Raw genomic sequence first — 19,888 nt, 5'->3', positions numbered from 1 at the left:
ACCATGCTCTTCGCCCTCACAGACTTTCTTGTCGTCATTGGCTGCGGCCTCGGGATCTGGCGGCTCTGGCCGCATCGCCGCAAGGGTGATGTCCGCATGGTCCGGCTGGGACTGGCCTTTGTCGGACTGGCAGCCCTGATCGGCGCGATCCGGTTCGCCAGCGGCCAGGTCGAGGAGCTAGCCCAATTGCACAGCCTGGCCAGCACATTTGCTGGCGCGGCCGGCATGTTGTTGATCGCCCTTGGTCTGGCCTGGGAGGCCTTTCCCATTCGCTGGCCTCCGGGCGTGGGTCGGTATCTGCGGATCGGGATTTCAGTTGTGACCATTGTCATGATGGCCTGGCCAGGCAGTGAGGACATTCTCGCCCTGCTGCCACAACTGGCCCTGCTTCTCGGTCTGGCCGCCAGCATCGCCCTGTTGCTACATCGCCGTTGGCAGACCGGACTCATCTGGCTGTTCGCATGGTTATTACTGGCCTATGCCTCGATCATGATCGGCGGCAGCCGCGAAGAGACCACATTCGGAATCGCCAACTGGCACGTCTACCACACGCTTCTGGCGCTCTGGGCGATTCTGGCGGGCGAAGCGATGCGGCGGGTGATTGCCAGCCGCGCTTGACCTGGAGGCGCGGCTCCACCACTTATCCACGCTCCATGAGCGCGCGCACAGACAATCCCGCCGCCTCCGGTGCCGACACGCCCTCCACGCGTGAGACGGATCCGGAAAACGGCCTTGAAATCCTGACCTTCGGCTGCCGGCTGAATGCCTGGGAAAGCGAAGTCATGCGCGCCCATGCCCGCGAGGCCGGGCTCGACAATGCCATCCTGGTCAATACCTGCGCCGTAACCTCGGAAGCCGTGCGCCAGGCGCGCCAGTCGATCCGCAAGGCCCGCCGCGCCAATCCCGATGCGAAAATCATCGTGACCGGCTGCGCCGCCCAGGTCGATCCGGCCATGTTCGCCGCCATGCCGGAAGTCGACCGCGTCGTCGGCAATGCGGAAAAACTGCGCGCCGAGACCTTCAACCCGGTCACCCTGCTGGGCGGCACCGAGAAGATCCGCGTCAATGATATCATGAGCGTGCGCGAGACCGCCGGCCATCTGGTCGAAGGCATGGAGGGGCGCGCGCGCGCCTATGTCCAGGTCCAGAATGGCTGCGATCACCGCTGCACCTTCTGCATCATCCCGTTCGGCCGCGGCAATTCACGCTCGGTCCCGGCTGGCGAGATCGTCAGCCAGATCAAGGCGCTGGTCGCATCCGGCCATAGCGAGGTCGTGCTCACCGGCGTCGATCTGACCTCCTGGGGCGGCGATCTTCCCGGCACGCCGCCGCTGGGGCGGCTGGTGCAGGCGATCCTGAAACAGGTGCCCGATCTGCCGCGCCTGCGCCTGTCCTCGATCGATGCGATCGAGATCGACGAAGCCCTGTTCGAGGCTGTCACGGGCGAGGCCCGCATCGCGCCCTATCTGCATCTCTCGCTGCAGGCCGGCGACAATATGATCCTCAAGCGCATGAAGCGCCGCCACTCGCGCGAGGACGCCATCGCGCTATGCAACCGGCTCAAAGCCGCGCGGCCGGAGATCGCCTTCGGCGCGGATATCATTGCCGGCTTCCCGACCGAGACCGAAGCGATGTTCGAAAATTCGCTGAAACTGGTTGATGAGTGCCAGCTCGCCTATCTGCACGTCTTCCCCTATTCGCCGCGACCGGGAACGCCAGCAGCGCGCATGCCGCAACTTGAGAAGTCCGTCATCAAGGCCCGCGCCGCGCGTCTGCGCGACAAGGCCGATCAGGTCCTGGCCGCCCATCTCGATACGATGATCGGCACCGTGGCCGGTGCCCTGATGGAAAAGCCCGGCTTTGCGCGGGCCGGGAATTTTGCCGCCATCCGCCTGCCGGAGACCGAGTTTCCACGCGCCGGGGCACTGGTGAATATCCAGGTCACGCATCATGACGGGCGTGAATTGCACGGGGAGCTCACATCATGAGCGACGACAAGCCGTCCGAGAAGAAACGCGGCTTTTTCTCCCGCCTCGTCTCAGGTCTCAGCAAGAGCTCGTCAAAGCTCGGCGAATCGGTCACCGCGATCTTCACCAAGCGCAAGCTCGATCGCGAAGCGCTGGACGAGCTGGAAGACCTGCTGATCGCCTCCGATCTTGGCACCGCCGCAGCCCTGCGCGTCACCGAGCGGCTGGCGCGCGATCGTTTCGATAAGGAAATAACCGACGAGGAAGTGCGCGAGACCCTCGCCGAAGTGATTTGTGAAACCCTGCAACCGCTCGAAAAACCCCTGCAGCTGACCGGCACGGACGGCCCGCATGTCATCCTGTTTGTCGGCGTGAACGGTTCGGGCAAGACGACAACGCTCGGCAAGATCGCCGTCAAGCTCAAGCGCGAGGGCCGCGACCCGATCCTGGTCGCCGGCGACACTTTCCGCGCCGCGGCGATCGAACAGGTCTCGGTCTGGGGCGAGCGCGCGAAATCGCCGGTGATCAAGCGCGAGATCGGCGCCGATGCCGCCGGGCTCGCTTACGACGCGCTGGAACAGGCCGAACGCGAAGGCCGCGATACCGTGCTGATCGACACCGCCGGCCGGCTGCAAAACAAGGCGGAGCTGATGGACGAGCTGCGCAAGATCGTCCGCGTCATCCGCAAGAAGAATCCGTCCGCGCCCCACGAGACCGTGCTGGTGCTCGATGGCACCGTCGGCTCCAATGCCGTCTCCCAGGCCCAGGCCTTCCTCGATGCGGCCCAGATCTCCGGCCTGGTGATGACAAAACTCGACGGCACCGCCAAGGGCGGGGCGCTGGTCCAGGTGGCGGAGAAATTCCAGCTGCCGATCCATTATATCGGCATTGGCGAGGGCGAGGATGATCTCCAGGCCTTCAATGCGCGCGACTTCTCGCGGGCGCTGGCCGGGCTGGAGAGCTAGCGCTTGGACGCCAGCCTGACAGCTGGCGCCCTCGCCATGCTCGGTTCGGCCCTGGCCCATGCCGGCATGACGCTATTGACCAAGCGGGCGCAGGATCGGCTGGTGTTTCGCGCCCTGTCGCTGATCTTCGTCGCGCTATTGATGTTGCCCTGGCTGGTCTTCCAGCCCCTGCCCGGCTGGGAAGTCTGGCGTTTCCTGTTGCTAGGTGCCGCAACGATCTGGGCCTTCAACATGTTGCTGATCGCCGCCTTCGAGCGCGGCGAGATGAATCTGGTCTATCCGGTGATGCGCGGCAGTGCGCCGGCGCTGGCGACGCTGGCGGCCTATCTGTTTCTCGGCGAGGCCGTTTCGCTGTGGCAATTGCTCGGCCTGGCGATTGCCTCAACGGCACTGGTCGGTTTTGCCTGGCCGGAAAAGGACGGCGCACCGAAGGCCCAGATCCTGCTGCTCGCCCTCGCGGCCGCGGGCATGACGGCCTGCTATACCGTGATCGATGCCGCCGGCGTGCGCGCCTCGGGTAATGTGATGGTGTATACGGGTTGGTTCTTCGTACTTTCAGGTGTCACCATTGGCACCACAGCGGCCATTCGGCGCGGTTCGCGTTTCTGGGCCGCGGCACGGCAGGAAACCCGCCCGGCCGCGACCTCGATGCTGTTCAATCTGACGACATACGGACTGGCCCTCTACGCCTATTCCATCGCCCCGGTCGCACCAATGGCGGCCTTGCGCGAAACCAGTATCGTGTTCGGCGCACTGCTTGCGGCGCTGGTCCTGAAGGAGGCTTTCGGCTTGAAGCGTATTGCGCTGGCCGTGCTATTGGTCACCGGACTTGTCGTGATGCAGACATTGTGAATGCCAAGGAGAACTCCGTGAACCAGACCGAAACCACGACGAAACAGACCGCCAGCATGCTGGTCGATTTCGGCCCGATCGGGGTCTGGATCGTGGTTTACAATCTGGCCCGGGCCTATGCCGGCGACCAGGCGATCTATATTGGTACCGGGGCCTATATGATCGCCGCCGTCATCGGCCTGGCCTATGCGATCCGGGTCGAAAAACGCTTCCCGCCGATGCTGATCTTCACCACGGTGATCGTGCTGGGCATGGGCACGATCGGCATCGTGCTGCAGGATCCGATCTTCCTCTACCTCAAACCGACCATCATCAATCTCTTCTACTCCTTCCTGATCCTGATCAGCGTCGCGCTGGGGCATAATGTCTGGAAAGTCTTCTTCGCCAGCGTCTTCAACCTGCCCGAAGAAGCCTGGACCATGCTGGCCGTGCGCTGGGCGCTCTGGTTCCAGTTTCTCGCCCTGCTCAACGAGGTCATGTGGCGCCACATCACTGATTCCGTGGTGCCGGAATCAGCGCGCTGGTTCGCCGAATTCGAGATGAGCGAGGCCTTCTGGGCCAATGCCAAGCTCGGCGTCATGGTGCTCAGCCTGGCCTTCGCCGCGTTGCAGATGCCGCTCCTGCTCAAATACCAGCGGGCCGAGGATGAAGACGGCGCGGAAACCGGAGAAGCCGCATAAGAAATGCAACGCTCCGTGATCGGACAAACGTCATTCTTACGTTATAAATCCGAGTCAGGATGAGCCAGACGACATCCGGAGACTGCCATGCCGAGTGACAAGCACAGCCCGAAGGCTTTCGATCTCGCGGATTCGCCGGGGCATCTGCTGCACCGAGCCCAGCAATTCGCTGCCGAACGCTTCACCAAGGCGATGGCCGGCGCCAAGCTGACCCAGCGCCAGTTTGCTGTCCTGCACGCAACCGCCCAGAATGAGGGTCTGACCCAGACCGAGCTCGTCAAGATCACCGGAATCGACCGCTCCACCCTGGCCGAACTGGTCTCGCGGATGGCGCGTAATGGTCTGCTGGAGCGCGTAAAACTGGCCGATGATGCCCGCGCCAATGCGATCCATCTCAGCGCGTCCGGCCGTGCCCTGCTTGAAGCCGCCACGCTGGGCGCGATGGAGGCCGACCGGGCCATCATCTCGGCCATGCCCAAGAATAAACGCGCCAATTTCCTGGAGACCCTGCGCCGCATCGCCCTCACCCTGGAAAAGGGCGAGGAAGCGGTGATGAAGGCCAAGGTGAAAGACAAGGAAAAGAAGAAAAAAGCCAAGCGGCGGGCCAAGGAAAAGGCCAAGCTCAAGGCACAAAAGGCCGAAAAAAAGGCCCGCAAGGGCGCCAGCGAACGCGCGGCGTCCTGAGACTCTAGTCCTGCAACGCTCCGCGCTCGAGCGCCGGATAGATCCGGTTGCGCAAGACGTTCGCCGTGATCGGGCCAAACCAGCGCGCCAGGATCTGCCCGTCCGCTCCGACCACCAGGGTTTCCGGCGTTCCGGTCACACCGAGCGCCCGGGCGGACAAGCCGTCGACATCCAGCATGACGCCGGCATAGGGATCGCCATGCCGGTCAAGCGACGCATTCACGGCCAATGCCGTGTCGCGCCAGGCGATGCCATAAATCGCGATACCCTCGGCCTGCAGCGCCATCAGGACCGGGTGTTCGATCTGGCAATAGGGACACCAGGAGCCCCAGACATTGATCAGATAGGGGCCTTCGATCACCGCCGGATCAAAGCTCGCCCGCCCGTCCACCGCCGCCAGCGTCAGGGATGGCAAGGGTTCAGGCGGCGCTGGCCGGTCCTGATACCAGCGCCAGCCCAGAGCGGCGCCCAAGGCCAGAATGGAGAGTATGGCCAGGAGGCGGATCGCCGGCATCATGCTTCGTCACTTTCGAGGCGATGCAGGCGTTCCGCCGCCGCCCGGCGCTCGGCCAGAGCGGTCACGACCAGCGCGATCAAGGCTGCGGCCGAAAGCCCCCAGGCCGACCAGACCCAGACCGCATAGCCGCCCATGGCGAGGAAATCGCTCATTTGCGGCCCTCGTTTTCCTTCTGACGCATCAGCGCATCGGCCCGCCGGGCGATGGCGCGCGTGCGCAATCGGTAGAACACCAGCCAGCCGGCCAGCATTGTGTAACCCAGCGCCATCAGTGCCAGCGGCCAGAGCTGGCTGGAATGTATGGTCGGCCCGTCAGCGCGGAAGACCGAGGCCGGCTGGTGCAGGCTCGACCACCATTCGACGGAAAATTTCACGATCACCAGATTGATCACCCCGGCCATCGCCAGAATCGCGCCGGCACGCGCCGCCTGCTGCGCGTCTTCGAGCGCGGCGCGCAGCGCCATATAGCCCAGATAAACCAGGAACAGCACCAGCACCGAGGTCATGCGGGCATCCCATTCCCACCAGGTGCCCCACATCGGCTTGCCCCAGATCGACCCCGTCGCCAGCGCCAGCGCCGTAAACACCGCCCCGATCGGCGCAATCACGGCAGCCGCCGCATCGGCAATCGCATGACGCCAGACGAAATAGACAAAGCTCGCCCCGGCCAGCGCCGCATAGAGCGCCGAAGCCATATAGGCGGCGGGCACATGCACATACATGATCCGCACGGTCTCGCCCTGCTGATAGTCCGGCGGCGAGGCGAAGAAGGCCATGTAGATGCCGGCGCCGAGCAGGATCAGCGTCAACACGCCAAACACCGGAATCGCGATGCGGGCGAGCCGGTCGAAACGTTGCGGGTTGGCGAAATAGGACAGCATGGCGCTCACTTACTTTGCGGGAGGCCGGGCGGCAACTGCCGGGTGGTCGCAGGTGAACCGTTTCATCCCAACCGCCCCCGCACCGCCGCCGCGATCCCGAATGGGGCCAGCGCCACCGTCCCGAGGCTGATCGCCAAGGTCAGCAGCAAATTTGCCACGGCGCGTTCATCCCCAGCGAAAGCCGAGCGCCCGGCTCCGGCGGCGAAAATCAGGACCGGAACCATCATCGGCGTGGCGATCAAGGCGATCAGCAGGCCGCCGCGCTTGATGCCGGCGGCGAGCGCCCCGGCGAAACCGGCGATCAAAGCGAGGGCCGGGATGGCGGCGAGCAGGGCGGCGCCGAGCACCAGCGCTGAAACTGGCGGCAGGCCATACATCAGACCGCCGAGCACGCCGATCAGCGGCAGCGGCCACAGGGTGGCGCTGGCCTGGCCCATCACCTTGGCCAGGCACAGGGCGGCGAGGCTGGTCGGGGTGAGCAGATAGAGATCAAGCGTGCCGTCGGAAAAATCATCGCCGAACAGGCGTTCCGCCGATTGCAGCACGGAGAGCAGGGCGGCGAAGGCGAGAATGCCGGGACCGGCGGCCGCGAGCAGGTCGGCGGCGGGGCCGATGGCCAGCGGGGCGAGGGTGATCGCGGCGAGGAAGAAGGCGGCCGGTCCGGCCGCACCGCCACCGCCGGCCCAGGCGAGGCGGGCCTCGCGCGCGAAAATGGCTGTCAGGACACCCATCACAGCCGCCCCATATCGAGGCTGCGGGCATCGGGCCAGTCGAGCGGCTGGTGCGTCGCCGCGATCACCAGGCCGCCGCGGGCCCGGTGCTGGCTCACCAGCGCCGCCAGGCAGGCGCGGCCTTCAGCGTCGAGCGGGCCGGCGGGTTCGTCGAGCAGCCAGAGCGGGCGATTGGCGAGCACGATGCGGGCAAGGCCGCAGCGTCTTTGCTGGCCGCGCGACAGCCGGGCGGCGGGGCGGTCGATCAGGTGATCGATCTCGAGCGCGCGCAGGGCCGGCATGATGGCGGTGCGCGGCTGGCCATAGAGATCGGCCCAGAAGCGCAGGGCGCTGCGCGGCGTCTCGCCGGGTTTGAGCCCGTCGGCATGTCCCAGCCAGGCGATCGCCTCGGGCGCGGCCATGGCCGGGGGCTCGTCATTGAGCGTGATTGCGCCGGCGTCCGGCTCGATGAAGCCGGCCAGGGCACGCAGAAGACTGGTCTTGCCGGTGCCATTGCGGCCGGTCAGCAGCACAGCCTCGCCCGGCCCCAGCGCAAGGGCCAGATCGCTCGCCAGCACGGTATCGCCGCGCGACAAGCCCAGCTCACTCACGTCCAGGCGGAGCGCCGGGAAGGCCGGTGCCGGTTTGGCGGTCTGGGAAAGCGAGGCCGATGTCATGGCGACATGTCGCCCAAATGCAGGCCCGAGGTCAACGGACTGCGTGCCGCATTGCAGCAAACGGGGACAAGGGGTAGAACCCCAGCAAACATGTGGTCATATCCAGCTGACCCACCCTCCCCACCGGGTGTTTGACACCCCACCGACCCTGAGGACGATCCCCAATGGCTTCTCTCGACAGTTTTTCCTGTAAACGCACCCTCAATGTGGCCGGCGACACCTACGCCTATTACGATCTGAAGGTCGCCGAGCAGAACGGTCTGGCCGGGATTTCCCGCCTGCCGGCTTCGCTCAAGGTATTGCTGGAAAACCTGCTGCGTTTCGAAGACAACAAGACCGTCACCAAGGCTGATATCCAGGCGATGGCCGAATGGCTGACAACGCGCAAATCCACGCATGAGATTGCCTATCGTCCGGCCCGCGTCGTGATGCAGGATTTCACCGGCGTTCCCGCTGTCGTCGATCTCGCCGCGATGCGCGATGCCGCCACCAAGCTGGGCGCCGATCCGCAGCGAATCAATCCGCAGGTTCCCGTTGATCTGGTGATCGACCACTCGGTGATGGTGGATAATTTCGGCCATGCCGACAGTTTCGAGAAAAATGTCGAGCGCGAATATGAGCGCAATGGCGAACGCTATAAATTCCTCAAATGGGGCGCGTCGGCCTTCGCAAACTTCCGCGTTGTGCCGCCAGGCACCGGCATCATCCACCAGGTCAATCTGGAAAACCTGGCCCAGTGCGTCTGGACCAAGGAAGAAAACGGCGAAACCATCGCCTATCCCGATACCTGCGTCGGCACCGACAGCCACACCACGATGATCAATGGCCTCGCCGTGCTCGGCTGGGGCGTTGGCGGGATCGAGGCCGAAGCCGCCATGCTCGGCCAGCCGGTCTCGATGCTGATTCCGGAAGTGATCGGCTTCGAGCTGACCGGCAAGCTGCCGGAAGGCGCGACCGCGACCGATCTCGTGCTGGTGATTGTCCAGATGCTGCGCAAGCGCGGCGTCGTCGGCAAATTCGTCGAATTCTACGGCAAGGGTCTCGACCATCTCTCGCTGGAAGATGAAGCCACCATCGCCAATATGGCGCCGGAATACGGCGCGACCTGCGGCTTCTTCCCGGTCGACAAGGAAACCCTCACCTACATGACCGCCACGGGCCGTGACGACAAGCGCGTCGCCCTCGTGGAAGCCTATTCCAGGGCCCAAGGCATGTATCGCCCGGAATATGAAGCCGATCCGATCTTCACCGACACCCTGCATCTCGACATGGCATCCGTCGTGCCGGCGATCTCCGGCCCGAAACGGCCCCAGGATCGTGTCATCCTCACCGAGGCCAAGACCGCCTTCACCGAAGCAATGGGCAAGGAATTCAACAAGGCCAATGAAATGGCCAAGTCAGCCCCGGTCGAGGGCGAGGATTATCGCATCACCAATGGCGATGTCGTGATTGCCGCCATCACCTCCTGCACCAATACCTCCAACCCGTCGGTCATGCTCGGCGCCGGCCTGCTGGCCCGCAATGCTGTCGCCCGCGGCCTGAAGGTAAAGCCCTGGGTCAAGACCTCGCTCGCACCGGGCTCGCAAGTCGTCACCGACTATATGCTGCGCGCCGGCCTGCAGGATGATCTCGATGCGCTCGGCTTCAACCTGGTCGGCTATGGCTGCACCACCTGTATCGGCAATTCCGGTCCGCTGCCGGGCCCGATCTCCAAGGCGATCAACGAAAACGACCTCGTCGCGACCTCGGTCCTGTCGGGCAATCGCAATTTCGAGGGCCGGATCAGTCCGGACGTGCGGGCCAATTATCTCGCCTCGCCGCCACTCGTCGTCGCCTATGCGATCGCCGGCTCGATGCAGATCGACATCACCAAGGAGCCGCTCGGCCAGGACCAGGATGGCAAGGATGTCTATCTGAAAGATATCTGGCCCAGCTCGGCGGAGATCGCCGAGACCGTGCGCACCTCGGTGACGCCGGACATGTTCGCGACGCGCTATGCCCACGTCTTCCAGGGCGACAAGGCCTGGCAGGGCATCGATGTTCCCACCGGGCTGAACTATGCCTGGGATCACACCTCGACCTATGTCCAGAACCCGCCCTATTTCGAAGGCATGACGATGGAACCGGATGCGCCGGGCGATGTCGTCAATGCACGCATCATGGGCCTGTTTGGCGACAGCATCACCACCGACCACATCTCGCCCGCCGGTTCGATCAAGGCCAGCAGCCCGGCCGGCCGCTATCTGCAGGAACGCCAGGTTCCGGTGCTGGAGTTCAATTCCTACGGCTCGCGCCGCGGCAATCACGAAGTGATGATGCGCGGCACATTTGCCAATATCCGCATCAAGAACAAGATGCTGGATGGGGTTGAGGGCGGTTATACCAAGAAGGATGGCCAGCAGGTCGATATCTTCGACGCCTGCATGGACTACCAGGCTGCCGGCATCCCGCTCGTCGTCTTCGGCGGCAAGGAATACGGCACCGGCTCCTCGCGCGACTGGGCGGCCAAGGGCACCCGCCTGCTCGGCGTCAAGGCCGTGATCGCCGAGAGCTTCGAGCGTATTCACCGCTCCAACCTGATCGGCATGGGCGTTCTGCCGCTGCAGTTCGAGGACGGTGCGTCCTGGGAAGGTCTTGGCATGACGGGCGATGAAAGCGTCAACATTCTCGGCGTCGCCGAGATCGAGCCGCGCGCCCTGATGACCGTCGAAGTGACCTTCCCGGACGGTACGGTGAAGACCGCTTCGGTCCGCGCCCGGATCGATACCGAGAACGAGCTGGAATATTATCGCGATGGCGGCATCCTGCACTATGTGCTGCGCAATCTCGCCCGCTCGTAACGCCTGATAATCAACGCCGCCCGCGTCACAGCCAATTGATTGGCCGATGCGGGCGGTCGTGATTATGTAGTCGGCATGCGCTTTTTCATTTCGCTTCTGACCGCCGCCCTGCTGACCCTGCCTGCCTTCGGACAGGCCGGCCCGCATGAGCCGCCGGCTACCGCCCGCCCGGTCCTGGTCGAGCTCTTCACCAGCCAGGGCTGCGGCCTGTGCCCGGAGGCCAATCGCTATCTCGGCGAACTCGACCAGCGCGAGAATGTCTTCGTGCTCGCCTTCGGGGTGAGTTATTGGGACATGTATGGCTGGGCCGATACCTATGCCCGGCCCGAATATGTCCAGCGCCAGCGCACCTATCTGCCGCGCCTCGGCGTCAACCGGCTCTACACGCCGCATTTCGTCGTCGATGGCGTCACCGACGCGCCCGGCTGGAACCAGGACAAGGTGTCCGAGGCGGTCGATGACCGCCTGGCGGCGATGCCCGACAGCCCGTCCATCCGCCTTGGTGACGGCCCGTTCGGCTCCTTCATCGTTCGCCTCGATGGCGCCGCGCCGGAGGAAAATCTCGATGTCTGGCTGATCGCCTATGCGCCCGGCTGGGCCAGCCTCGAGATCGGCGCCGGCGAGAATGAAGGCGTCGAGATGTTGCACTACAACATGGTGAAAAGCCTCACCTATCTCGGCCGCTGGTCGGGCGGTGAGGCCGAATTCATGGGCGAGGCCTATCGCCGCTACGGCACGGTCGCCATCGTGCAGGGCGCCAATGGCGGCCCGATCTATGGCTATGCCCGGGCCGAGCCGCGGCGCTGAAGTAAGGCGTCAGCGTGGTGCGCGCTTGGCCAGAATGCGCTGCAATGTGCGCCGGTGCATGTTCAGACGCCGCGCGGTTTCCGAGACATTGTGATCGCACAATTCGAACACGCGCTGGATATGTTCCCAGCGCACGCGATCGGCCGACATCGGGTTTTCCGGCGGCTGTGGCTTGTCTTCCGGGCTGGCGAGCAGCGCCTTGATGACATCATCGGCATCGGCAGGCTTGGACAAGTAGTCGATCGCACCGGCCTTCACTGCGGCAACGGCGGTGGCGATATTGCCATAACCGGTCAGCATCACGACCCGGCAGTCGGGGCGCGAGGCATGCAGCGCCTTGACCACTTCCAGCCCGTCGCCATCGGTCAGGCGCAGATCGAGCACGGCAAAGGCCGGCGGATTCTGGCGCGCAATTTCCTCGGCCTCGTCCACCGTACCGACGGCGGAAACGACAAAGCCGCGACTGGTCATCGCCCGCCCGAGACGGGTGCGGAAGGGTGCGTCATCGTCCAGGATGAGCAGGGTGCGGTCTTCGGGCATGTCGTATTCTATATCGTCCACGGCAGCGTCCTCGCGATTCGGTATCTGTCTGGCCATCATTACTAGCGAAGGATCGGCGCCGCCTCTACCCGGTTGCGCGGCCAGACGATTTTGACCTGGGCACCACCCTGGGGTGAAACATTGTCGAAAGCCACCCGTCCGCCGGTTTTCTCGATCATCGTCTTGGCGATAAACACGCCCAGCCCCAGCCCGCCCTGGCCAGGCGTCCCCGAACGGGTGGTGACATAGGGCTCGCCAATCTTTGAGAGAATCTCGGGTCTGAAGCCGGTACCGTCATCACAAATCGTGACGCGCAGGCTTTCGGCATCCCAGCAGCCCTCGACCGTGACGCGGGTGGCGGCGAAGTCGACAGCGTTCTCGACGAAATTGCCAATGGCATAGAGCATTTCCGGCATACGGTTGAGCATGGGGGCCGGACCCATGCCCTCGGCCTCGACCACAGTGACATCCAGCATCGGACCCAGACCACGCAGGGGCGTGCTGGCCTCCTCGAGAGCCGCGAGCAACCCGACCCGGTCATGGCGTTCGTCGGACACAGCCTGTTCCTGGCTCAGACGCTTGAGAATATCGCGGCACCGGCGCGCCTGGGTCACCATCAACTCGGCATCCTCGCGCAGCAGATCATTGTCCTGGACCTCGCGCAGCATTTCCTTGGCGGTCAGCTGGATCGTGGCCAGAGGCGTGCCAAGCTCGTGGGCGGCCGCAGCGGCCAGTGCGCCGAGGGCCGACAGGCGCTGCTCGCGGGATAACACGCTCTGGGTTGCTGCCAGGGCGGTCGCCATCCGGCGCCCCTCCTGGCTGACGCGCCAGGAATAGACGGCCGTGAAGGCGACCGCGATGAAGATCGCACACCACAAGCCCAGCACATACATGTCGGGCAGGTGCAGCGTTTCACCGCCGACCCAGGGCAGGGGCAGGCTCCACAGCCACATCAGCCCGGTGCCGGCCATGGCGATGAGAGCGACGCCAAGCGCCCAGCGCTGCGGCAATGCCGCAACCGCGATGGTGACGGGCGCGGCCAGCATGACGACGAAGGGATTTTGCAGCCCGCCGGTCAGCATCAGGAGCGCGCAAAGCTGCAACACATCATAGCTGAGCTGGGCGAAGGCTTCCCAATCCTTGGCGAATTGCTGCGGCGGCACAGACAGGGTCAGCCATGTATTGATCCAGGCGCTGCCCATGATGACGCCGAGACAGACGCCGATCGGCAGGTCAAAGCCGACGACATAATGTATGAGCAGAACGGTCAGGGTCTGACCCGCCACCGCCAGCCAGCGCAGCATGACCAGTGTGCGCAGGCGCAGACGCCCGAACACCGGCGTCAGGTGCGCATCACTGCCATACGGGTCCCAATCGGCATCTAGCATTGGCTGGCTCCGGTCATGCAGCGAAGTCGATGGACAGGCGGATCGAGCCGTCCTAGCTTCGCATCTGCAGCAAATTACATCCGGGGCGGCATAACATGCTTTGTCCGCCTTCGGATAGTTGATGGAGCGCAAATGCAACGAGCCTGGATCTGGTTGATTATTGCCCTGCCCATGATTGTGGTGATCGGGTTCTTCACGCTGATGCTCACCGATCCGGGCCAGCGCGAGACCCGGCGTGCGCCGACGCGCACCAGCGGCGAAGCCCTTATTGGCGGTCCCTTCACCCTGATCGACCAGACCGGGCAGACTGTCACCGAGGCCGATTTCCATGGCCGCGCCATGCTGATCTATTTCGGCTATACTTATTGCCCGGATGTCTGCCCCTTCTCCTTGCAGATCATGGCCGCCGCGCTCGAACAGCTCGAACCCGAGCAGCGCGCCCGCATCCAGCCCATCCTGATCACGATCGATCCGCAGCGCGATACGGTCGACCAACTGGCGCAATATGTCGCCTCGCCGGCCTTCCCGCCTGACCTGGCCGGACTGACCGGAACACCGGAACAAATCGCCGATGTCGCCGGCGCCTACCGCGTCGCCTTCCGGCGCAGTCCCGGTGAAGACGGCCAGGATGATACCGGTGACGACTATCTGATGGATCACAGTTCCATCGTCTATCTAATGGATTTTGAAGGACGTTTCGTTGACGTCTTCTCGCATGGCTCGGACCCGCAAACGATGGCGGCCCGGTTGCAAGAATTCCTTGAGGAAGAAGGTTCATCCTCATGAGCATTGCCGGTGTCGGCAGTGCCGGTCCCAGGAGGACTCATGCTGTATAGTGTTTACGAGTTTAACCGTCTGGCCATGACGCCATGGCGCGCCGCAGCCAATGCCACCCGCCAGATGATGCAGGCACCCTGGAATCCGATCGGCGACACCTATGCCGGGCGCACCATGGCTGCCGCCGCCGATCTGTTCGAGACCATGACGCGACGCTATGTCAAACCGGAATGGAATCTGGAACCCGTCGAGATCAATGGCCACAAGGTGCCCGTCACCGAGACTGTCGTGTGGAGCCAGCCCTGGTGCAACATGCTGCACTTCGTGCGCGATCCCCAGGCGCTCAAGGCAGCCGGCGTCAAGACGGCCCAGCCCAAAGTCCTGTTCGTCGCACCGATGTCCGGCCATTACGCCACCCTGCTGCGCGGCACGGTCGAGGCCTTCCTGCCCGATCATGAGGTCTATATCACCGACTGGAAGGATGCGCGCAGCGTCCCCGTCACCGATGGCCGCTTCGACCTCGACGATTTCACCACCTATGTCCGCGCCATGTTGACCGAGCTGGGCTCGGACACGCATGTCGTCGCCGTCTGCCAACCCGGCCCGCCAACCCTGGCGGCTGTCGCGCTGATGGCCGAGGACAAGGATCCCGCCCGGCCCCTGAGCATGACCTTCATGGGCTCGCCGATCGACACTCGCCTGTCACCAACGGTTCCCAACAAGCTGGCACAGGACAAACCATTCAGCTGGTTTGCCGACAATCTCATCCATACGGTGACCATGCCCAATGCCGGTGCCATGCGCCGTGTCTATCCGGGCTTCCTGCAGCTGGCCGGCTTCGTGAACATGAATCTCGACCGCCATGTCGACGCCCACAAGGACTATTTCGCCAATATGGTGAAGGGTGATGGCGATGAAGCTGATCGTCACCGCACTTTCTATGACGAATATCTCGCCGTGATGGATCTGAGCGAGGAATTCTACCTGCAGACGATCAGCGATGTCTTCCAGGAGCACAAGCTGGCCACCGGCACGCAGGAAGTGAAGGGCCGCCTGGTCGTTCCGTCCAGCATTACCGACGTCGCCCTGCTCACTGTCGAGGGCGAGAATGACGACATTTCCGGCATCGGCCAGACCCAGGCCGCGCACACGCTTTGCTCGGAACTCTCCGACGGTCTGAAAGAAGACTGGGTGCAGCCCGATGTCGGCCATTACGGCGTCTTCAACGGCCGCCGCTTCCGCGAACAGGTCGCGCCGATGATGAAACGCTTCATGAGCGAAAAAGGTGCTGCGGCACTCAAGACACGCTGATTGACCCGGCGGCGTGACACGGTCACGCCGTCCTTAATCACGTCCGAGGCTGGCGAGGAAGGCTGCAATCGGGTCGGCAGCCGGCGCTTCGGCCTCTGCAGGCACTGCCGGCTCGCCCGTGAATGGCTCGGCCAGCTCCAGCGGCGTGCTCGACGGGTGGGCGTCCAGTCCGGTACGCGGCGCGGCGCTCATGAAAGCGCTGAAGATCCGGGCCGGTGGTCCGCCACCCGTCGCCCGGCGGGTCTGTGAATTATCATCATTGCCCGTCCAGACAACGGCGACCAGGTCGCCGGCGAAACCGGCAAACCAGGCATCGCGGAAATCATTGGTGGTGCCAGTCTTGCCGCCCACATTCAGGCCCGCGACGGCGGCCCGCCGACCCGTGCCCGAACGCACTACTGTCTGCAGGAGATCATTCATCTGCCCCAATGTGCGGGCATCCATCACCACCTCGCCGGAGGCCGGCCGGGCGGAATACAATAATTCGCCATCGCGAGTTTCGATCGAGGCGATGCCATAGGCGCGGGCGCGATAGCCCCCATTGGCGAAGGGCGCATAGGCCGAGGCCAGTTCGAGGGGCGTGACTTCATGCACGCCGAGCGCCAGCGAGCGGTCGACCCGTTGCGGGCTTTCAATCCCGAAACGCTGCGCCAGCCGGGCGACATGGCCGCGGCCGGTTTCCTCGGCAATGCGCACGGCTACCGAGTTGGACGAACGCGAAAACGCCTCGCGCAGGCTGATCGGGCCGCGATATTCATCATTGTAATTCTGCGGCGACCAGTCACCGAGCCGGATCTGGGCGTCATCGCGGATATCCTCCGGCGTCAGCCCGGCCTCAAAGGCTGAAGCATAGACAAAGGCCTTGAAGGCCGATCCGGGCTGCCGCCGGGCCAGCACGGCGCGATTGAATTGCGAGGTCGCATAATTGCGCCCCCCGACCATCGCCCGCACAGAGCCATCATGCGCCAACGCCACCAGGGCGGCCTCGCCGGCCCCCGACGCCATCTCGGGATCGTCCATAATGCCGGATACGGCAAGCTCGGCGGCGCGCTGGGCGCGGACATCGAGCGTGGTGCGCACGATGAGATCGCCATGATCGCCCGGGACGAGCATGCGGACCTGCTGGGCAACCCAGTCGATGAAATATTGGGCGCCCGGGCTGGAGGCCCCGCGCGAGACGCGGATCGGGGTTTCCGCCGCATCAATGCGTTCCTGCTCGGTGATACGCCCGGTCTGGGCCATCAGATCAAGCACTACCGTCGCGCGCGCGGCTGCACGCTGGGCATCATTGACGGGGCTGTAGCGCGAAGGCGCCTTGAGCAGACCGGCCAGCAGCGCCGCCTCACCGAGATTGAGCTCGCTGGCCGTTTTGCCGAAATAGCGCGTCGCCGCCGCTTCAATGCCCCAGGCACCGCCGCCGAAATAGACCCGGTTGAGATAGAGTTCGAGAATTTCGTCCTTGGTGAACTGGCTCTCCAGCCAGAAAGCCAGCATCACTTCCTGCACCTTGCGCCGGACGGTGCGTTCCGAGGTCAGAAACAGGTTTTTCGCCAGCTGCTGGGTCAGGGTCGAACCGCCCTGGACAACCCGACCGGCGCGGATATTGGCCAGCAGGGCGCGTCCCGTACCGATCAGGTCAATGCCGAAATGGCTGTAGAAGCGGCGATCCTCGACCGCCATCACCGCATCGGTAACGTAGTGAGGCAATTCCTCGATCACCGCCAGACGGCCATGGGCCGAGCCGCGGCGGGCGATCAGACGGCCGTCATGATCGTAGAAGGCGAGGCTGGGCGCACGCTCAACCTCGATCAGACCGGACGTGTCGGGCAGTTCGCGCGCGATCGAGACGAGCCAGCCGGCCACCCCGAGACCCAGCAATAGCATCGCGCTGACGGCCAGCCGCCACAGACCACCACGCCGTCGCGATGAGCGACGCCCTGACGGCGTGCGCGACGGCCCCGGCCCGGGCCGGTTGGTGCGCGTCGCCTCAAGCGGTGTGGCAGGCCTGCGGGCCATGTGGTGTCCTTGGAAAGCTCTCGAAGCCTTCATCTGCAGGAATTGGAGTTAATTCCCGATGAAGAACAGCGCTTGCAGACTTGCTACCAAAGCCTTGGCGCGCCAACATGGCCACAAAGGGGATTTGTCATGTCCATCAAGCGTTCCGTTGCCATTCTGGCCCTGATCCTGGGCTCATTGAGCCTGTCCGGCTGTATCGGCCTGTATGAAGGCGCCGATTCGGTCTGCCCTGGCGGCGACCCGAATGCCGATAACTGGCCCTATTGCGGCGCTGCCCAGCCGGGCGGGTCGCAACCACGCTATCTCGACAAACCCTATAGCGGCGACTGATCAGGCGCTGTCCGCGCCAGGCTCCACCACCGCATCAGACCCGGTCGCGGTCTCGGGCGCCGTGGTTATTGCCGCAGCCTTGCGCGCGAAGCGGATCAGGACCGTCTCGGCTGCATCGGGGAGTTTGGTATTATCCCCCAACAGGGAGACACGGCCATTCGGCCGCCGTGCAAGAATGAAGTCGGCATCATCACCGGCATCTTCAAGGCATTGCTCGAGCGAATACTCCTCGGTCAACCGCGTCGCCTTGAAGCGCCAGCCACCCCACCAGTCGCGGGCCAGGCTGTCATAGCCGCGGCCGCGGCGGATCAATGTCCGGCCGCGCGCGGTGAACGCAATCGCTTGCGGGTCATCATCAGCCCTCGCCGACTCAGCCGGGCCATCGAAGCCGGAGAGCTGGAAGACATGACTGCGGCCCAGCTCCGGCGCGTATTCAATGCAGACCAGGGCATTATAGGCGTCATTCGGGGTCACGGCGAGCAGGCTGGAAAAGCGCGAGGGCTCGAGCCGCCAATCGGCTGTCTCCGAGAGAACTTCACCATAATAGACATCATGTCCGGCCAGCCGTGCCGCACGCAGACGCCGCCAGCTGGTATCGGCAATAGTGACCGGCACCTCCGCCTTCTTCAGTGCATCGGCCAGGCCGAGACTCCAGGGATTGGCCCCGACGATCAAAAGCCGGTCCGGACCCGTTTCAGACAATCCAAGCCAGCGTGACAACGGTGCGACGGCAAAGCCGCAGCCGAAGACGCTGGCAAATACGGCGAGAAATACCAAGGGCGCGAGTACGGTCGCATCTTCCCTGCCCGACTGCATCAAGCTCACGGACAAGTGCCCAGCCGTCGCAGCGGCCACGACGCCGCGAGGCCCGATCAGGCCAATAAAGCTGGCCTCGGCAACGGTCAGTCCCGAGCCGAGCGTCGCCAGGAAGACAGCCACCGGGCGCACGACCAGGATAATCGCCGCGACGGCCGCAAAATGCTGCCAGCCGAGCGAGCCCAGCGCTGCCGGCGTCAGCGAGGCTGCGAGCACGACGAAGACACTGGCCACCAGGATGGAGGCAATGCCTTCCTTGAAGCGGCGCATTTCCTCGATGGAAGCGAGACGGGAATTGGCAACGACCAGGCCGAACACGGTCACGGCGACAAGGCCGGTCTCGGCCGCGAGCTTGTCGGCCAGCGCGTAGCAGACCAGGACAGCGGCAAGCACGAGCGGCGCCTTCATCGGTTCAGGCACCCAGCCGCGGCGGAAGGCGTGCGACAGGGAGATGCCCGAGACGAAACCCAGCAGGGCGCCAATCGCGATTCCGAAGGACAGGGCGAGAGCGGCCGAGCCGACGCTGTGGCCGAGCTGGGTCTGATGGATGGCTTCGAACACGAAAACGGCCGCAAGGGCACCGATTGGATCGTTGACAATGCCTTCCCATTTCATCACCGAGGCGATGCGAGGCGGCAGTTTCGCCTGCCGCAGCAAGGGAAGGACCACGGTCGGGCCGGTAATGGTCAGCAGTGCCCCGATCATCGCGGCAACGTCCCAGGCCAGACCTCCAATGAAGTGCAAGGCCAGCGTGGCCAGGCCCCAGCCCAGGGGAAAGGCCAGAACCACCATGCGGCGAACTGCGGTTGATGTATCGCGCAGTTCGCGGAAATTGAGGGTGATCCCGCCTTCGAACAGGATGATCGCCACGGCCAGCGCAATCATCGGCCGCAAGTAATCACCGAAGCTCTCATCCGGTGTCAGCAGAGGATGGCCCAGCGCCACGGCAGCAATCGGACCGAGCAAAAGCCCCGCCCCCATCATCAGCACGATCGAAGGCACGCGCAGGCGCCAGGCGAGCCATTGGGCGGCGACACCTGAACCGGTGATGATCGCGATGGTCAGGGGGAGGTCAGAAGCAGCGTCTATCATGAGGCATCTGATAACGCGTTTTTCGAAGCCCGTCGCCTG

20 protein-coding genes are annotated in these 19,888 nt (G+C 64.2%); 11 read left to right on the top strand and 9 right to left on the bottom strand.

Going from position 1 to position 19,888, the window contains the following annotated elements; genetic code table 11:
- The first annotated feature begins 3 nt into the window (after positions 1 to 3).
- From AAC023_RS01875 to AAC023_RS01850, 6 genes are all read left to right on the top strand, one after another.
- On the top strand, positions 4 to 618 hold the full coding sequence (locus AAC023_RS01875; protein WP_339737538.1) for a hypothetical protein: 615 nt from the start codon (positions 4 to 6) through the stop codon (positions 616 to 618).
- Between the two features lie 35 nt (positions 619 to 653).
- Entirely contained in the window at positions 654 to 1,988 is a 1,335-nt protein-coding gene (gene mtaB, locus AAC023_RS01870) for a tRNA (N(6)-L-threonylcarbamoyladenosine(37)-C(2))-methylthiotransferase MtaB (protein WP_339737535.1), read from the top strand.
- A complete protein-coding gene (ftsY, locus tag AAC023_RS01865; protein ID WP_339737533.1) occupies positions 1,985 to 2,932 on the top strand; it encodes a signal recognition particle-docking protein FtsY in 948 nt (315 codons plus the stop codon). The genes mtaB and ftsY overlap by 4 nt, the downstream gene beginning before the upstream one ends.
- A 3-nt stretch (positions 2,933 to 2,935) precedes the next feature.
- Positions 2,936 to 3,784 (top strand): DMT family transporter, encoded by an 849-nt coding sequence (locus tag AAC023_RS01860; protein ID WP_339737531.1) that lies wholly within the window; start codon positions 2,936 to 2,938, stop codon positions 3,782 to 3,784.
- A 17-nt stretch (positions 3,785 to 3,801) separates the two neighbouring features.
- Positions 3,802 to 4,464: a septation protein IspZ gene (locus tag AAC023_RS01855; protein WP_339737529.1), complete on the top strand. Its 663-nt coding sequence runs from the start codon at positions 3,802 to 3,804 to the stop codon at positions 4,462 to 4,464.
- A gap of 87 nt (positions 4,465 to 4,551) precedes the next feature.
- The gene (locus tag AAC023_RS01850; protein ID WP_339737527.1) at positions 4,552 to 5,148 is read left to right on the top strand and encodes a MarR family transcriptional regulator; all 597 of its coding nucleotides are present in this window, start codon (positions 4,552 to 4,554) and stop codon (positions 5,146 to 5,148) included.
- Between the two features lie 4 nt (positions 5,149 to 5,152).
- On the opposite strand, the gene AAC023_RS01845 is transcribed toward AAC023_RS01850, so the two are convergent.
- The 5 genes from AAC023_RS01845 to ccmA all read right to left on the bottom strand — a co-directional run bounded on the left by AAC023_RS01845 (position 5,153) and on the right by ccmA (position 7,932).
- Entirely contained in the window at positions 5,153 to 5,665 is a 513-nt protein-coding gene (locus AAC023_RS01845; RefSeq protein WP_339737525.1) for a redoxin family protein, read from the bottom strand.
- The gene (gene ccmD / locus AAC023_RS01840; protein ID WP_339737523.1) at positions 5,662 to 5,817 is read right to left on the bottom strand and encodes a heme exporter protein CcmD; all 156 of its coding nucleotides are present in this window, start codon (positions 5,815 to 5,817) and stop codon (positions 5,662 to 5,664) included. The genes AAC023_RS01845 and ccmD overlap by 4 nt, the downstream gene beginning before the upstream one ends.
- On the bottom strand, positions 5,814 to 6,545 hold the full coding sequence (locus AAC023_RS01835; RefSeq protein WP_339737521.1) for a heme ABC transporter permease: 732 nt from the start codon (positions 6,543 to 6,545) through the stop codon (positions 5,814 to 5,816). Before AAC023_RS01835 ends, ccmD begins: the two co-directional genes overlap by 4 nt.
- A gap of 62 nt (positions 6,546 to 6,607) precedes the next feature.
- On the bottom strand, positions 6,608 to 7,276 hold the full coding sequence (locus tag AAC023_RS01830) for a heme exporter protein CcmB (RefSeq protein ID WP_339737519.1): 669 nt from the start codon (positions 7,274 to 7,276) through the stop codon (positions 6,608 to 6,610).
- Positions 7,276 to 7,932, bottom strand: a complete 657-nt coding sequence (gene ccmA, locus AAC023_RS01825) for a heme ABC exporter ATP-binding protein CcmA (RefSeq protein WP_339737517.1) — start codon at positions 7,930 to 7,932, stop codon at positions 7,276 to 7,278. The genes AAC023_RS01830 and ccmA overlap by 1 nt, the downstream gene beginning before the upstream one ends.
- Positions 7,933 to 8,096: 164 nt before the next feature.
- Between ccmA and acnA the strand changes: the two genes are divergently transcribed.
- On the top strand, positions 8,097 to 10,772 hold the full coding sequence (gene acnA / locus AAC023_RS01820; protein ID WP_339737515.1) for an aconitate hydratase AcnA: 2,676 nt from the start codon (positions 8,097 to 8,099) through the stop codon (positions 10,770 to 10,772).
- 75 nt (positions 10,773 to 10,847) lie between these two features.
- Positions 10,848 to 11,579 carry a DUF1223 domain-containing protein gene (locus AAC023_RS01815; RefSeq protein WP_339737513.1) on the top strand — a complete coding sequence of 244 codons (732 nt, stop codon included), beginning with the start codon at positions 10,848 to 10,850 and terminating at the stop codon, positions 11,577 to 11,579.
- Between the two features lie 9 nt (positions 11,580 to 11,588).
- Here the strand turns inward: AAC023_RS01815 and AAC023_RS01810 are convergent, their stop codons facing one another.
- On the bottom strand, positions 11,589 to 12,140 hold the full coding sequence (locus tag AAC023_RS01810; RefSeq protein ID WP_339737511.1) for an ActR/PrrA/RegA family redox response regulator transcription factor: 552 nt from the start codon (positions 12,138 to 12,140) through the stop codon (positions 11,589 to 11,591).
- Positions 12,141 to 12,181: 41 nt separating this feature from the next.
- Entirely contained in the window at positions 12,182 to 13,507 is a 1,326-nt protein-coding gene (locus AAC023_RS01805) for an ActS/PrrB/RegB family redox-sensitive histidine kinase (protein ID WP_339737509.1), read from the bottom strand.
- A gap of 132 nt (positions 13,508 to 13,639) precedes the next feature.
- On the opposite strand from AAC023_RS01805, the gene AAC023_RS01800 reads away from it, so the two are divergent.
- Entirely contained in the window at positions 13,640 to 14,293 is a 654-nt protein-coding gene (locus AAC023_RS01800) for an SCO family protein (RefSeq protein WP_339737507.1), read from the top strand.
- Between the two features lie 39 nt (positions 14,294 to 14,332).
- A complete protein-coding gene (gene phaZ / locus AAC023_RS01795) occupies positions 14,333 to 15,595 on the top strand; it encodes a polyhydroxyalkanoate depolymerase (RefSeq protein ID WP_339737505.1) in 1,263 nt (420 codons plus the stop codon).
- Between the two features lie 33 nt (positions 15,596 to 15,628).
- Here the strand turns inward: phaZ and AAC023_RS01790 are convergent, their stop codons facing one another.
- Positions 15,629 to 17,611 (bottom strand): PBP1A family penicillin-binding protein, encoded by a 1,983-nt coding sequence (locus AAC023_RS01790; RefSeq protein WP_339737503.1) that lies wholly within the window; start codon positions 17,609 to 17,611, stop codon positions 15,629 to 15,631.
- Between the two features lie 129 nt (positions 17,612 to 17,740).
- Here AAC023_RS01790 and AAC023_RS01785 point away from each other — a divergent pair, with 129 nt between their 5' ends.
- On the top strand, positions 17,741 to 17,941 hold the full coding sequence (locus tag AAC023_RS01785) for a hypothetical protein (RefSeq protein ID WP_339737501.1): 201 nt from the start codon (positions 17,741 to 17,743) through the stop codon (positions 17,939 to 17,941).
- On the opposite strand, the gene AAC023_RS01780 is transcribed toward AAC023_RS01785, so the two are convergent.
- The gene (locus AAC023_RS01780) at positions 17,942 to 19,849 is read right to left on the bottom strand and encodes a sodium:proton antiporter (RefSeq protein ID WP_339737499.1); all 1,908 of its coding nucleotides are present in this window, start codon (positions 19,847 to 19,849) and stop codon (positions 17,942 to 17,944) included.
- Positions 19,850 to 19,888: the final 39 nt, after the last annotated feature.

This window comes from uncultured Maricaulis sp., assembly GCF_963976135.1.
Classification (GTDB): domain Bacteria; phylum Pseudomonadota; class Alphaproteobacteria; order Caulobacterales; family Maricaulaceae; genus Maricaulis.
This window is presented reverse-complemented; position numbering and strand designations above follow the sequence as displayed.